This is a genomic window from Nocardia alni (assembly GCF_019038435.1).
Taxonomy (GTDB): Bacteria; Actinomycetota; Actinomycetes; order Mycobacteriales; family Mycobacteriaceae; genus Nocardia; species Nocardia alni.
The window spans coordinates 60,117-72,633 of record NZ_JAGPOX010000031.1 but is presented as its reverse complement, the minus strand read 5'-3'; the positions used below and the strand labels follow the sequence as shown (position 1 = coordinate 72,633).

The 12,517-nt window shown below is 67.8% G+C and carries 16 protein-coding genes; 9 read left to right on the top strand and 7 right to left on the bottom strand.

Annotated features, from left to right (window positions below; translation table 11 throughout):
* Positions 1 to 508, bottom strand: a 508-nt coding sequence (locus tag JZ791_RS14735; RefSeq protein ID WP_216895119.1) for a bifunctional adenosylcobinamide kinase/adenosylcobinamide-phosphate guanylyltransferase, incomplete at its 3' end; no start/stop codon positions are given.
* A 170-nt stretch (positions 509 to 678) separates the two neighbouring features.
* Between JZ791_RS14735 and JZ791_RS14730 the strand changes: the two genes are divergently transcribed.
* Complete coding sequence (locus tag JZ791_RS14730) at positions 679 to 1,044, top strand: ClpX C4-type zinc finger protein (RefSeq protein WP_216895117.1); 366 nt, start codon at positions 679 to 681, stop codon at positions 1,042 to 1,044.
* Positions 1,045 to 1,300: 256 nt separating this feature from the next.
* Here JZ791_RS14730 and JZ791_RS14725 read toward each other — a convergent pair whose 3' ends face one another.
* The gene (locus JZ791_RS14725) at positions 1,301 to 2,275 is read right to left on the bottom strand and encodes a helix-turn-helix domain-containing protein (protein ID WP_216895115.1); all 975 of its coding nucleotides are present in this window, start codon (positions 2,273 to 2,275) and stop codon (positions 1,301 to 1,303) included.
* 86 nt (positions 2,276 to 2,361) lie between these two features.
* Here JZ791_RS14725 and JZ791_RS14720 point away from each other — a divergent pair, with 86 nt between their 5' ends.
* Positions 2,362 to 2,529 carry a hypothetical protein gene (locus tag JZ791_RS14720; protein WP_216895113.1) on the top strand — a complete coding sequence of 56 codons (168 nt, stop codon included), beginning with the start codon at positions 2,362 to 2,364 and terminating at the stop codon, positions 2,527 to 2,529.
* 13 nt (positions 2,530 to 2,542) lie between these two features.
* Positions 2,543 to 2,710, top strand: a complete 168-nt coding sequence (locus tag JZ791_RS14715) for a hypothetical protein (protein ID WP_216895111.1) — start codon at positions 2,543 to 2,545, stop codon at positions 2,708 to 2,710.
* 283 nt (positions 2,711 to 2,993) lie between these two features.
* On the opposite strand, the gene JZ791_RS14710 is transcribed toward JZ791_RS14715, so the two are convergent.
* Positions 2,994 to 3,650, bottom strand: coding sequence for a DUF3043 domain-containing protein (locus JZ791_RS14710; protein WP_216895109.1), 657 nt, complete (start codon positions 3,648 to 3,650; stop codon positions 2,994 to 2,996).
* Positions 3,651 to 3,890: 240 nt separating this feature from the next.
* Between JZ791_RS14710 and JZ791_RS14705 the strand changes: the two genes are divergently transcribed.
* From JZ791_RS14705 to JZ791_RS14695, 3 genes are all read left to right on the top strand, one after another.
* Complete coding sequence (locus JZ791_RS14705) at positions 3,891 to 4,244, top strand: HesB/IscA family protein (protein WP_216895107.1); 354 nt, start codon at positions 3,891 to 3,893, stop codon at positions 4,242 to 4,244.
* 128 nt (positions 4,245 to 4,372) lie between these two features.
* Entirely contained in the window at positions 4,373 to 5,344 is a 972-nt protein-coding gene (locus JZ791_RS14700; protein WP_216895105.1) for a carbohydrate kinase family protein, read from the top strand.
* Positions 5,345 to 5,408: 64 nt separating this feature from the next.
* Positions 5,409 to 6,122 carry an MBL fold metallo-hydrolase gene (locus JZ791_RS14695; RefSeq protein ID WP_216895103.1) on the top strand — a complete coding sequence of 238 codons (714 nt, stop codon included), beginning with the start codon at positions 5,409 to 5,411 and terminating at the stop codon, positions 6,120 to 6,122.
* Positions 6,123 to 6,131: 9 nt separating this feature from the next.
* Here JZ791_RS14695 and JZ791_RS14690 read toward each other — a convergent pair whose 3' ends face one another.
* Complete coding sequence (locus JZ791_RS14690) at positions 6,132 to 6,683, bottom strand: TetR/AcrR family transcriptional regulator (protein ID WP_308162926.1); 552 nt, start codon at positions 6,681 to 6,683, stop codon at positions 6,132 to 6,134.
* 97 nt (positions 6,684 to 6,780) lie between these two features.
* Between JZ791_RS14690 and JZ791_RS14685 the strand changes: the two genes are divergently transcribed.
* The gene (locus JZ791_RS14685) at positions 6,781 to 7,701 is read left to right on the top strand and encodes an oxidoreductase (RefSeq protein ID WP_216895100.1); all 921 of its coding nucleotides are present in this window, start codon (positions 6,781 to 6,783) and stop codon (positions 7,699 to 7,701) included.
* The gene (locus JZ791_RS14680; protein WP_216895098.1) at positions 7,698 to 8,063 is read left to right on the top strand and encodes a hypothetical protein; all 366 of its coding nucleotides are present in this window, start codon (positions 7,698 to 7,700) and stop codon (positions 8,061 to 8,063) included. The genes JZ791_RS14685 and JZ791_RS14680 overlap by 4 nt, the downstream gene beginning before the upstream one ends.
* 116 nt (positions 8,064 to 8,179) lie before the next feature.
* Here the strand turns inward: JZ791_RS14680 and JZ791_RS14675 are convergent, their stop codons facing one another.
* Together JZ791_RS14675 and gcvT are read right to left on the bottom strand one after the other, a co-directional pair.
* Complete coding sequence (locus JZ791_RS14675; protein ID WP_216895096.1) at positions 8,180 to 9,280, bottom strand: branched-chain amino acid aminotransferase; 1,101 nt, start codon at positions 9,278 to 9,280, stop codon at positions 8,180 to 8,182.
* Positions 9,281 to 9,407: 127 nt separating this feature from the next.
* Complete coding sequence (gcvT, locus tag JZ791_RS14670; protein WP_216895094.1) at positions 9,408 to 10,508, bottom strand: glycine cleavage system aminomethyltransferase GcvT; 1,101 nt, start codon at positions 10,506 to 10,508, stop codon at positions 9,408 to 9,410.
* A 71-nt stretch (positions 10,509 to 10,579) separates the two neighbouring features.
* Between gcvT and JZ791_RS14665 the strand changes: the two genes are divergently transcribed.
* Positions 10,580 to 12,106 carry a leucyl aminopeptidase gene (locus JZ791_RS14665; RefSeq protein ID WP_216895092.1) on the top strand — a complete coding sequence of 509 codons (1,527 nt, stop codon included), beginning with the start codon at positions 10,580 to 10,582 and terminating at the stop codon, positions 12,104 to 12,106.
* Between the two features lie 44 nt (positions 12,107 to 12,150).
* On the opposite strand, the gene JZ791_RS14660 is transcribed toward JZ791_RS14665, so the two are convergent.
* Entirely contained in the window at positions 12,151 to 12,489 is a 339-nt protein-coding gene (locus JZ791_RS14660; protein WP_216895090.1) for an oxidoreductase, read from the bottom strand.
* Positions 12,490 to 12,517: the final 28 nt, after the last annotated feature.

Sequence of the window (12,517 nt, the reverse complement as noted above, 5' to 3'; positions counted from 1 at the left end):
GATACACCTCGTCGCACAGCGCGGCCAGGCGCTGGTTCAGCGCGCCGATCTCGTCGGCGAACAGCCGCCCGGACGCGGTGGCGGGCAGCACGCCCAACCCCACCTCCGGACTCACGATCACCAGCGGCTGCTCGTATCCGGCGACCGCCGAGACCAGCGCGTCGAGATCGGGCGCGACGGTCCCGCGCGGCGCGTCCCAGGCCGCGCGCGCGTCGATCCGTCCGGTGAGCCAGGTGCCCAGGTCATCGATCAGCGTCATCGGCGCGGGTTCGGCCAGCGCCGCCACCGGGTCGCCCTCGACGACGCTCCACTCCCGCGGACGGCGCTCCCGATGCGCCGCAACACGATCGGCGAAATCGCCGTCGTCCGGATCCACCACGGCGGTCGCGATATAGCGGACCACCCCGGCCCGCCCGGCCAGTTCCTCGGCGAACGCCGACTTCCCGGATCGCGTCCCGCCGAGCACCAACGTGCGGTGGGTGTGCTCGCTCGCAGCATCGTTCAACACGCCAGAACGGTACCAATCGCCACCTCATCGCGGGATTCGCGCCGTGCCGTCAGTGTCCGCGGCATCGGATCGCGACCTTTCCCCCTGGCCACGACCGCATCGCTTCCTCTTGTCAGGAGACACCTGACAGCACATACTGATGTCAGGCATCACCTGACAGGAGACTTACGATGACCGCACCAGCACCAGCCCTTCCCCATTGCTCCTTCTGCGGTAAACCAGCCGCCGAAGTGCGGAGACTCGTAGCGGGAGCCGGTGTGAACATCTGCGACCAGTGCGTCGGACTGGCCGCGACGATCATCGAGCAGTACACCGATACGGACACTCCGGCCCCGCTGCACCCGTTCAAGACGCTGTCCGACGAGCAGATGCTCGAACACATTCCGCGCATCGCCACGGTCTCCGCTCAGGTCGAGGAGAACCTGCGCACCTGGGTCGACGAACTGCGCCGCCGCAAGATCACCTGGACCCGCATCGGCAGCGCGCTCGGCATGACCCGCCAATCCGCGTGGGAACGATTCTCGGGCGAGGAATAGCTCACCTCGGCAACTCCACTGGGGCCGCCACCGGTTCGGCTGCACGATCGGAGGAAGGATTTCGCCGTGCTGCTGCCCGCCGCGTCCGCCCGCACGGCCGATCCCGGGTGGGTCGGCGGATTCGCGCAGCACGCGCAGCAGTGCGGATTCGAATCGGTGGTCGCCATCGAGCACACCGTCGTGATCTATGGCTATCGCAGCGCCTACCGTACGACGCCTCGGGCCGGATGGATCCGGCGCCGGACTGCCCGAGACCCTACGGTGACGGTGAGGGTTCCTTGCCGAGCCCGAAGCAGCGCCGGTATTCAGTGGGCGCGACACCGACCATGCGCTGAAAGTGGTGGCGCAGCAGCGCACCAGAGCCGAATCCGCAGCGACCAGCGATGCTCTCCAGATCCAGCGTGGTGTCCTCGAGCAGTTGCTTGGCCAGCAGAATACGTTGCGTGGTCAGCCATTTCACCGGAGTCGTCCCCGTCTCGGCGGCGAAGCGGCGGGCGAAGGTGCGGGTGGACATGGTCGAGCGAGCCGCCAATTCCTCCACGGTGTGCGGCAATTCGAGGTTCTCCTGCATCCAGCGCAGCGTGTCGCCCAGGCTGTCGACGTCGCAGTCGGGCACCGGACGCTCGATGAACTGACGCTGGCCGCCGTCGCGTTGCGGCGGCACGACCATGCGCCGGGCGATCTTGTTGGCCACGGCGCTGCCCAGCTCGCGGCGGACCAGGTGCAGGGAGGCGTCGATCCCGGCCGCGGTGCCCGCGCTGGTGATCAGATTGCCCTCATCCACGAACAGCACGTCCGGATCCACCGTCGCCGTCGGATACATCCGTGCCAGCCGATCCACATAGCGCCAGTGCGTGGTGCATTTGCGACCCTCGAGCAGGCCCGCGGCGCCGGCGAGGAATGCGCCCGAGCACACCGTCAACACCGTCGCGCCACTCGCGGATGCCGCGCTGACAGCCTCCAGCACACGGGGATCCGGCGTCACATCGATCGCGTAGGCGGGAATCGCGACCAAATCGGCATCGGCCAGTTCGTCGAGGCCGTACTCCGGTGTGATGGTGATTCCGGGCGAGCTCGACGGCAGCGGCCTGCCCGACTCGGCGCCGCACACCCGGAAGTCGAACAGGGGCAGTCCGTCGTCGCGGCGGTCCAGCCCGAAAACCTCGCAGACCACCCCGAATTCGAACATCGCGACGTTTCCGCTGAGTACTACGGCGACCTTCGACAGCATGTGCACAGTGTACGTGGCCGAATATTAATGGACGATGTCTTTTCTGCCACTGTTGGCGGCAAGTTAATGAGCGCAAAATTACTGCCATGGCTACTTTCGCACTGTTACTCCTGGTCATCGTCGCGGCAGCATCGGCATTGGCCTACCGCCGCATCGATATCCGGCCGGCCGGATCCACCAACGCCATCGACCGCGACGCCCAGCGGATCACCTGCGAGCTACGGGCGATCCTGAGCTCGAGCCAGTACCGTTGATCACGGAGGAATCATGACCATTCGACATCGACTACGGCGAATGTCGACCGCGCTGGGCACACTGTGGGATCGCTACTACGCCACACGGATCGGCCCGGGCGCCTCAGGACTCCATCCGGCCGACACCGCCCGCCTCGGCCTCCTACTCGGTCCCACCGGCACTATGCGAGAACACGGCTGACCCGTTATGTCACAACGCCCGACCACATTTCGACACGCCCGCGACTCGCTCATCCCGGATCGTCGCGGCTCCGCCTCCCCCACCCGTCGTCAATGGGAATCCATCTGCCGCACAACCGGTTACGATGAACCCCGGCGTCCGAAAGGCGGAGACCGCACGAAGCCGGGCGACTCATCCCAGCGTGATCGGCTCACCTGAACCTCACCGGGGTCAGCTCGAAGAGTGGCACATGCATGCGAATCGGGCCGAGTCGACAGGGTCGTCGTCAAAGCGGAACGACGGTCTAGATCGCGTCGCCCGGACTGACCCGGGGCTTGGGGGCGCGCATGCGGCGGATCTGAGTGGCGCGTACGAATCCGTACCACCCGAGCGAGACAACCGAATCGCTGCTGTCGGGGAAGCGCTCGCGCACCCGGCGGTTGATGATCCGGCCGAGCACCAGGCCCTCACCGGCCATGAACACGAGCATCACGATCATGGCCAGCGTGACGTAGCCCTGAATGACCGGGGTCAGGAACATCGCCACGATCATCACCAGCGCCAGCGGCATGAACAGGCCGACCAGGTTGCGGCGGGCGTCGACCAGGTCGCGCACGTAGCCACGGACGGGGCCGCGGTCGCGTGGCAGCAGGTACTTCTCCTCACCGGCGAGCATGCGGGCGCGCCGATCGGCGGCCGCGGCACGGCGGTCGGTGGAGGCGGCCTTGCGGTCCGACCGGGAGCCACGGGTGGCCTTGCGACGCGCCCGGGCCTCCTTCTGCGTCATGGGGGCGGGCGCGACGGGGCCGCGGTGCCGGGCCTCGGCGTCGCGCCGCTTGGGGGTCGGCCGCCCTTTACCTGCGGTGGTAGCCGTGGTGGCCGAACCGCCGATGCGGTCGGTCGAGGTGTCGTCGGCGAGGTCGTTGCTGGTCGATGATTCGCCACGGCGGAGGAACTTCACGCGACCAGGCTATTCGATCGATGACCTCCTTGAAAATGCGGTCCGCCCAGTTTGCTGTGCCGAACGTCATAGCAAGCCGTTCAACCCACGGTAACCCGCCGTTTCCGGGGTACCGTGGAGCGCGGATCCTGCTGGAGTGGCAAGATTGGAATAGTCGCCCATTCAGGTGATGTTGACCGCTGAGGAGCCGTACCTTCGGCAGGACGGCCGGAACACACTGCGGACGGACTAGGAGACCTCATGACCAGCGTGCAGAACGAAACCACCACCCACGGTGTGACGCTGACCGATGCCGCCGCCTCGAAGGCCAAGGCGTTGCTCGATCAGGAAGGCCGCGACGACCTGTCGCTGCGCATCGCCGTCCAGCCGGGTGGCTGCGCCGGTCTGCGCTATCAGCTCTTCTTCGACGATCGTGCCCTCGACGGCGATCTGATCGTGGAGTTCGGCGGCGTCAAGCTGGCCGTCGACAGGATGAGCTCCCCCTACGTGGAGGGCGCGAAGATCGACTTCGTCGACACCATCGAGAAGCAGGGCTTCACCATCGACAACCCGAACGCCACCGGCTCGTGTGCCTGTGGCGACAGCTTCAACTGATCCACAGCTGAATCGACGCGGCGCGTGCGGCCTCCGCACGCGCCGCTGCGTTGTGTCCGCTCTTACCCCGTACGATTCGCGGTACCGTGAGAGTGATCTCCACCTCGACAAGTGAAGGACCGGCTTTCGTGACCATCGCAGTGTCCGCATCCATTGCGACAGACCATCTGATGCGTTTTCCGGGCAAGTTCTCCGACGCTCTGCTGGCCGATCAGCTGCAGCACGTGTCACTGAGCTTCCTGGTGGACGATCTGGTCATCCGCCGCGGCGGCGTCGCAGGCAACATCGCCTATGCCATGGGCCTGCTGGGCCGCGACCCGCTGCTGGTCGGCGCCGTCGGCGCGGATTTCGCCGAATACCGGAACTGGCTGGAGGGCAACGGCGTCGACTGCTCGGGCGTGCGGATCTCGCAGACCGCGCACACCGCGCGGTTCGTCTGCACCACCGACGAGACCATGGCCCAGATCGCCTCGTTCTATCCCGGCGCGATGAGCGAGGCCCGCGAGATCTCGATCGCCGACCTGGCCCGGGAGCACACCCTGGACCTGGTGCTGATCGGCGCCAACGATCCCGACGCGATGGTTCTGCACACCGAACAGTGCCGCGCCCAGGGCATCGCGTTCGCCGCCGACCCCTCCCAGCAACTGGCCCGCCTGGACAGCACGCAGGCGCTGGCCCTGATCGACGGCGCCACCTATCTGTTCACCAATGAGTACGAATGGGGCCTGCTGCTGCAGAAGACCGGCCTGACCCCTGATGAGATCGCACAACGCGTCGGAATCCGGGTGACCACGCTCGGTTCCAAGGGCGTGGTGATCGTCGATCGCGACGGCGTCGAGGTGAACGTCGAGGTCGTGCCGGAGGTGTCGAAACTCGACCCGACCGGCGTCGGCGACGCCTTCCGCGCAGGATTCCTCACCGCTCACACCGCCGGACTGAGCCTGGAGCGCTCGGCGCAGCTGGGTTCGCTGATCGCCGTGCTGGTGCTCGAGACCGTCGGAACCCAGGAGTGGACCTTCCAGCGCGACACCGCGCTCGAGCGGATCGGCGCGGCCTACGGCCCGCAGGCGGCCACCGAGATCGCCACAATTTTGCGCTGAGCCGTGACGGGTCACAATACGGCCCGGTGCGTGCGGTTGGCCGATTGGCAATAGGGTGGTTGCCATGGGATCCGACCGTTTATATTTTCGACAGCTGCTGGCCGGGCGGGATTGGGCCGTAGGCGATCCGATCGCCACGCAGATGCGCAATTTCTCGTATCTGATCGGCGATCGCGAGACCGGTGAGTGTGTGGTCGTGGATCCTGCCTACGCCGCAGGTGATCTGGTGGATATCGCGGAAGGCGACGGGTTGCGCCTGTCCGGCGTACTGGCCACTCACCACCATCCCGACCACGTCGGGGGCACCATGCTGGGGTTCACCCTGGGGGGCGTGCGCGAGTTGCTCGAGCGCGTGCAGGTTCCGGTCCATGTACACGCGCAGGAGTTGCCGTGGGTCGCGAATGTCACAGAGATCGCGCCGAGTGAACTGACCGGGCACGAGCACGGCGACACGATCTCCGTCGGGACATTCGACATCGAGCTGCTGCACACCCCCGGCCACACCCCGGGCAGCATGTGCTTCCTGTTCCAGGACCGCCTCGTCGCGGGCGACACCCTGTTCGTGGACGGTTGCGGGCGCACGGATTTCCCGGGTGGGGATTCCGAGGCAATGTTCCACAGCCTGCGCTCGCTGTCCGAGCTTCAGGGCGATCCGGTGGTGTACCCCGGGCACTGGTACTCCCAGGAGCCCAGTGCCACCCTGTCGTCAGTGCGCGAGAACAACTACGTCATGCGCCCGCAGACCCTCGAACAGTGGCAGATGTTCATGCCGAGCTGACACTCGCTCTCACGACCGCAGTCCGGTGCGGATCACATCGATCACCCGTTCCGGATCGGGTCCGTCGTAGGCCAGGCATCCGGCGATGAGAGCTTTCAGATCGGCGAAGGTCACGGTAGGACGCACCGCTCCGTCCTGCTGCGCCTGCGCCATCAGGCGGCGCAGGCGCTCCGATACGTTGCAGTCCGCGGCGGTGGCGGCGGCCTCGATGTCGAATCCCGAACCCCCCAGGGCTTCCGCCAGGCCGCGATGCGCCGTGCCCTCGTACACCAGACGAGTGAACAGCCCGAAGAACGCGGTGCCCGCATCACTCTGCGCGGCCAAGCCGTCGGCGTACCGGCCGAGTTCCCGCATGCGTTCGAGTAGCACGGCCGCGTAGAGCGCTTCCTTCGTGGGGAAATGACGGCTGACCGTACCCGTACCCACCCCCGCGCGCCGGGCGATCTCGTGCACGGGCACCGAGAGGCCCTCGGCCGCGAAAACCTCTGCGGCGGTGGCCAGTACTCGTTCACGGTTGCGTTGGGCGTCGGCCCGGAGGGGGCGGCCGGCGGGTTCGGTCACTGCGTACCTCTCCATTGACAAACGGGATGGCCATCCCGCATAGTTCTAATCGGGATGCTCATCCCGATTATCACAGATTACCTCAGTGGAGGATGCGATGACCGACTGGACCACAGCGGATATCGAGGATCAACAGGGCCGGGTGGCGGTGATCACCGGCGCGAATACGGGTATCGGACTGGAAACCGCCAGGGTTCTGGCCCAGCGAGGCGCGACGGTGGTATTGGCCTGCCGCGACAAGGACAAGGCCGAACGCGCCGCCGCCGGAATCGGCGGCTCGACGCGCACCTACCCGCTCGACCTCACCTCACTGGATTCGATCCGCGCCGCGGCGCAACGAATCCGCGACGACTTCCCCCGCATCGATCTGTTGATCGACAACGCCGGGGTGATGATGACACCGCCCGGGCACACCGCCGACGGATACGAATTACAGCTGGGCACAAACCATCTGGGCCATTTCGCATTCACCGGCCTGCTGCTGGACCGGATGATGGGCGTACCGGGCTCCCGCGTGGTCGTGGTGAGCAGTTCGGCCAACCGCCAGGGCGCGATCGACCTGGCGGACCTGCACTTCCGGCAGCGCAAATACACCCCGGCCGCCGCCTACGGACAGTCCAAGCTCGCCAATCTGCTGTTCGCACGCGAACTGAACGATCGACTGGCCGTCGCGGGCGCCGAAACCATCAGTATCGCAATGGAACCCGGCGTCACCCCCACCGAGTTGCGCCGCTACGTTCGCGGCGCGACCAGTCTGGCGATACGCGTGATCACCAGGCTGTTCGGTCAGCCGGACGCCGCCGCGGGCGCGCGGGTGGTGCTGCGGGCCGCGACCGATCCGCAGACGCGCGGCGGTGACTACTACGCGCCCGACGGCCGACCGCCCCTGCGTGCGCGCGGCAATCCGATCCGCATCGCGCCGGTCGACACCGACGCACACATCCGCCGCGAACTCTGGGCGGAGTCCATACGACTCACCGGTGTCGACTACGGCACCCTGACCCACTCGGTCCGATGACACCGCGTCTACTGCTGCGTGGCGCAGCCGTCTACAACGCCGCGATCGGCGCACTGGCCCTGTTGAATCCGCGCCCGGCCGCGGCCGGACTGAAACCCGATCCCACGGCGTTCGACGTGTTCACCACGCGCACGATCGGCGCCATGCTGATCGCCTCCGGCATCGCGAACTGGTCGGCGGGTGCGGCGCCCCGGCGCGGCGCGCTGCTGGCCAACCTCGTTCTGAACGCGCTGCTCGGCGGCGTCGACGCCATCGCCATCACCGACGGTACGATCGGCCGTCAGGCCTGGCGGGGTGTGGCGATCCACGGCGGCCTGATCACCGCGTTCGGCTGGTCACTGCGTGGAGCGCTACACAACTGACTGAGTGGAGCGCTACACAACTGACGGCGCGGAGCGCTACCTGATCGACCGACCGGAGCGCTACTCGACCGACTGCGCGGAGCGCTACCTCACCGACTACGCGGAGCGCTACCCGATCAGGCGAGGGCGCGCATCCAACCGTGGATGTCGGCGAAGGTACCGCGCTGAATGCCGGTGAGAGTGTCGCGCAGGGCCATGGTGACCTCGCCAGGCTCACCGTTACCGACGGTGAACTCGCCGTCGGCGGAGCGGACGGTAGCCACCGGGATCACCACGGCCGCGGTGCCGCAGCCGAAAACCTCTGTGATCTCACCGGATTCGGCGCCCTTGCGCCATTCCGCGACCGAGACCCGGCGCTGTTCCACCTCGTATCCGGAGTCGGCGGCCAGGGTCAGCAGCGAGTCGCGGGTGATGCCGGGCAGCAGCGAGCCGGACAGCTCCGGGGTCACCAGCTTGGCCTGCGAGCCGGAGCCGAAGACGAAGAACAGGTTGTTGGTGCCCATCTCCTCGACGTAGCGGTGCTCGTGCGCGTCCAACCACACCACCTGGTCACAGCCCTGTTCCGAGGCCTGCTGCTGCGCCAGCAGGGACGCGGCGTAGTTGCCCGCGACCTTCGCCTCGCCGGTGCCGCCGGGCGCCGCACGCACGTATTCGGTGGACAGCCACACCCGCACCGGCTTGAGCCCGCGCGGGAAGTAGGCGCCCGCGGGCGAACCCAGCAACAGGTACTTGTACGCCCCGGCGGGCTTGACGCCCAGACCGGCCTCGGTGGCGAACATGAACGGCCGCAAGTACATCGCATCCTCGCCACCGGCCGCGGGCACCCAGTCGGAGTCGATCTCGAGCAGTTGGCGCACCGACTCGATGAACAGTTCCTCGGGTAGTTCCGCCATCGCCATGCGCCGGGCCGAGCGCTGGAATCGCGCGGCGTTGGCGTCGATGCGGAAGGTGGCGATGCTGCCATCGCTCTGCCGGTAGGCCTTGAGCCCCTCGAAGATGGCCTGACCGTAGTGGAACACCATGGTGGACGGGTCCATCGTGAGTGGACCGTACGGCTCGACCCGCGCGTCGCGCCACTGCCCGTCGGCGTAGTCGATCGACACCATGTGGTCGGTGAAATACCGGCCGAAGCCCGGCGCCGTCAAGATTTCCTGCCGTCGCTGCACCGAGATGGGTGATGGGTGCGGAATGCGGGTGAACTGTGCGGCAACGGTCATGACCCGATCCTAGATCTCCCGCTCGGCGACTCGTCGCGAGGTCCGCCATCCTGCACAGCACTGTGCCGCGCCACTGTGCATAGTGCTCAGCAACTCGCCAGCGCCGCACCCGTCACTGAGCGAATTGTCAGGAGGTGTGGGGGGTGACGAACGGTGGGCGCACGACCTCGGCGCGCAGGCGACGACCGCGAACGTCGACCTGAACCTCGTCGCCGGGCTCGACGGCGGCATCGGTGTTCAGCAGAGCCAGCGCGATGCCGACCTCGAGGCTCGGCGAGAACGTGCCCGAGGTCGTCTCCCCGATCACCTCCTCGCCGCGCAGCACGGCCTGCCCCTGCCGCAACACGCCACGGTCGAGAGCCTTCAGCCCCAGCAGGATTCGCCGCGGACAGGCCGACTTCTCCTGTTGCAGTGCGGATTTGCCCCAGAACTCCGGCTTCTTCCAGCCGACAGCCCATCCGGCGCGGGCCTGGACGGGCGAGATGTCCAGGGACAGTTCGTGTCCGTGCAATGGATAGCCCATTTCGGTGCGCAAGGTGTCGCGGGCGCCCAAGCCCGCCGGCTCGCCCCCGGCCGCGCGGGCCCCGGCCACCAGCGCCCGGAACAGGGCTGCGGCGTCATCCCAGCGGGGAAGCAGCTCGTAGCCGTGCTCACCGGTGTAACCGGTGCGGCAGACGCGGACCGGGTGACCGTCCCACCGCGCGTCGGCGTAGGCCATGTATTCCATCTCGGTCGGCAGTCCGAGCGCGGACAGGACCTGCGCCGATTCCGGGCCCTGCACCGCGAAGACCGCGTAGTCGCGGTGCTGTTCGGTGACGGTGATGCCCTCGGGCGCGGCCTTGCGCAACTCGGCGACGACCGCGGCGGTGTTGGCGGCATTGGGGACCAGGAAGATCTCGTCGTCACCGACGTAATAGGCGATCAGGTCGTCGATGACCCCGCCCTCGGGCGTGCAGCACAGGGTGTACTGCGCCTTACCGGGCCGGATGCGCCCGAGATCGTTGGTCAGCGCCGAGTTCACGAACGCCGCCGCGCCCGGTCCGGACACCGTGGCCTTGCCCAGATGGCTCACGTCGAAGACGCCGACGCTGCCACGCACCGCCCGGTGCTCGGCGACCGTGCCCGCATACGACACCGGCATCTCCCACCCGCCGAACGGCGCGAACTTCGCACCCAGTTCGACGTGCACGTCATGGATCGGCCCCCGCAGCAGCTTGTCGTCGGTCACGCGGCAACCCTATCCGGTGGGGCGGCCGCGGTGAGCCTGGCGCGGAAGTGATCACCAGTAGATTGGTCCGCATGACAGCTGTTGCAGACCGTTCGCTCGGACCGGACCTGGCTCTGGTCGATTCCCTCAGTCCCGCTACCGATGTGCTGGTCATCGGCGTGGTCATCGGTGAGGACGGCCCGACCCTCGCGGCCGGGAGCGACGACGCGTTCGTCACCGGCGCGATCGGCGCCGACGTGCTGGCCACAGTGCTGGAGAATCTGCGCGCGGTCGGGGCGAAGGGCAAGAGCGAGGAGCTCACCCGCATCCCGGCGCCCGCCGGACTGTCCGGAGTGACCAGCGTGCTGGCGGTCGGGCTCGGGTCGACGGAGAAGATCAATGCCGAGCAGGTGCGCCGCTCGGCCGGTGTCGCGGCGCGATCGTTGGCCGGCGTGCGCCGCGCGGTGAGCACGCTGTCGCTGCTCGCGACCGGTCCGGCCGCCGAGGGCTTCTTTCTGGGCGCGTACTCCTTCACCGCGTTCAAGTCGGGCAAGTCCGCGCCCAAGCCGGATGAACAGCCGGTCGCCCGGGTCGAGCTGCTGGTCGCCGATCCCGGCAACGAGACAGCCGATGCGGAGTTCCGCCACGCCCGCGAGGTCGCCGAGGCCGTCGCCCTGGCGCGCGACTTCGTCAACACCCCGCCGAGCCACCTCTACCCCGCCGAATTCGCCGACCGCGCCAAGGCTCTGGCCGAAGCGGCCGGGCTGCAGGTCGAGGTCTTCGACGAAAAGGCTTTGGCGGCAGGCGGTTACGGCGGCATCATCGGCGTCGGCAAGGGCTCCTCGCGCCCGCCGCGGCTGATCCGTCTCACCCACGTCGGCGGGGCGAAGAAGGTCGCGCTGGTCGGCAAGGGGATCACCTTCGACACCGGCGGCATCTCCATCAAGCCCGCCGCCAATATGCAGGACATGACCTCCGATATGGGCGGCGCGGCGGCGGTCATCGCGGCCACCATCGCGGCGGCCAAGCTGGGGCTCCCGCTCACCGTGACCGCGACGGTGCCCATGGCCGAGAACATGCCCTCGGCCACCGCGCAGCGCCCGGGCGATGTGCTCACCCAGTACGGCGGCACCACGATCGAGGTGATCAACACCGACGCCGAGGGACGCCTGGTCCTGGCCGACGCGATCGTGCGGGCCTGCGAGGACGATCCCGACTACCTGATCGACGTGGCCACCCTCACCGGCGCGCAACTGGTCGCGCTGGGCACCCGCACCCCGGGCGTGATGGGCACCGAGGAGTTCCGCGACCGGGTCGCCGAGATCTCCCGGAAGGTCGGCGAGAACGGCTGGGCCATGCCACTACCCGCGGAACTGCGCGCCGACATCAACTCCAAGGTCGCCGACCTGGCCAACGTCTCCCCGCATCGTTTCGGCGGCATGCTGGTGGCCGGGCTGTACCTGAAGGAGTTCGTGGCCGAGGGCGTGCAGTGGGCCCATCTGGATGTCGCCGGACCGGCATACAACACCGGCAGTCCGTTCGGTTATGTGCCCAAGGGCGGCACCGGCGTTCCGGTGCGGACGCTGATCTCGGTGCTGGACGACATCTCGGCCGAATAGCGGTTACGGCGTAGGGCTCGCGGAGATATCACTCCGCGAGCCTTTCAGTCGCCGAAGCCGCGCAACTCCCGCTCCAGCGCGTGTTTGCGCTCTATCCGGCGGCGCGCGTCGTGATCGCGCATGCGCTGGGGGTAGCCGGTGCGGCGCACGTCGTAGACGGGGATGCCGAGCCAGCCCGACAGCCGATGCGCGCCCCGCTCCCCCACAACCCGGCGGGTCCACTCACCGTCATGGGCCACCAGGCACACCGTGACATCGGTCACCGTGGTCCTGGGTTCGACGTACGCCTCGACACCGGTATGGGAGCGCACCCAGTCGGCCAGATACCGGGAATCGCTCCCGCCCGGCCCGCGCACCTGACGGACACGATCCAGCAAGCCCATTCCCGCGTACCTCCTGCTCCGAACATCG

Excerpts from the sequence above, each read along its gene's own strand:
- JZ791_RS14675 (WP_216895096.1), bottom strand. The coding sequence starts at position 9,280 with ATGACCGTTGCCGCACAGTTCACCCGCATTCCGCACCCATCACCCATC.
- JZ791_RS14720 (WP_216895113.1), top strand. The coding sequence starts at position 2,362 with ATGGCTACTTTCGCACTGTTACTCCTGGTCATCGTCGCGGCAGCATCG.
- JZ791_RS14665 (WP_216895092.1), top strand. The coding sequence starts at position 10,580 with ATGACAGCTGTTGCAGACCGTTCGCTCGGACCGGACCTGGCTCTGGTC.
- JZ791_RS14715 (WP_216895111.1), top strand. The coding sequence starts at position 2,543 with ATGACCATTCGACATCGACTACGGCGAATGTCGACCGCGCTGGGCACA.
- JZ791_RS14695 (WP_216895103.1), top strand. The coding sequence starts at position 5,409 with ATGGGATCCGACCGTTTATATTTTCGACAGCTGCTGGCCGGGCGGGAT.
- JZ791_RS14705 (WP_216895107.1), top strand. The coding sequence starts at position 3,891 with ATGACCAGCGTGCAGAACGAAACCACCACCCACGGTGTGACGCTGACC.
- JZ791_RS14660 (WP_216895090.1), bottom strand. The coding sequence starts at position 12,489 with ATGGGCTTGCTGGATCGTGTCCGTCAGGTGCGCGGGCCGGGCGGGAGC.
- JZ791_RS14685 (WP_216895100.1), top strand. The coding sequence starts at position 6,781 with ATGACCGACTGGACCACAGCGGATATCGAGGATCAACAGGGCCGGGTG.
- JZ791_RS14730 (WP_216895117.1), top strand. The coding sequence starts at position 679 with ATGACCGCACCAGCACCAGCCCTTCCCCATTGCTCCTTCTGCGGTAAA.
- JZ791_RS14680 (WP_216895098.1), top strand. The coding sequence starts at position 7,698 with ATGACACCGCGTCTACTGCTGCGTGGCGCAGCCGTCTACAACGCCGCG.
- JZ791_RS14725 (WP_216895115.1), bottom strand. The coding sequence starts at position 2,275 with ATGCTGTCGAAGGTCGCCGTAGTACTCAGCGGAAACGTCGCGATGTTC.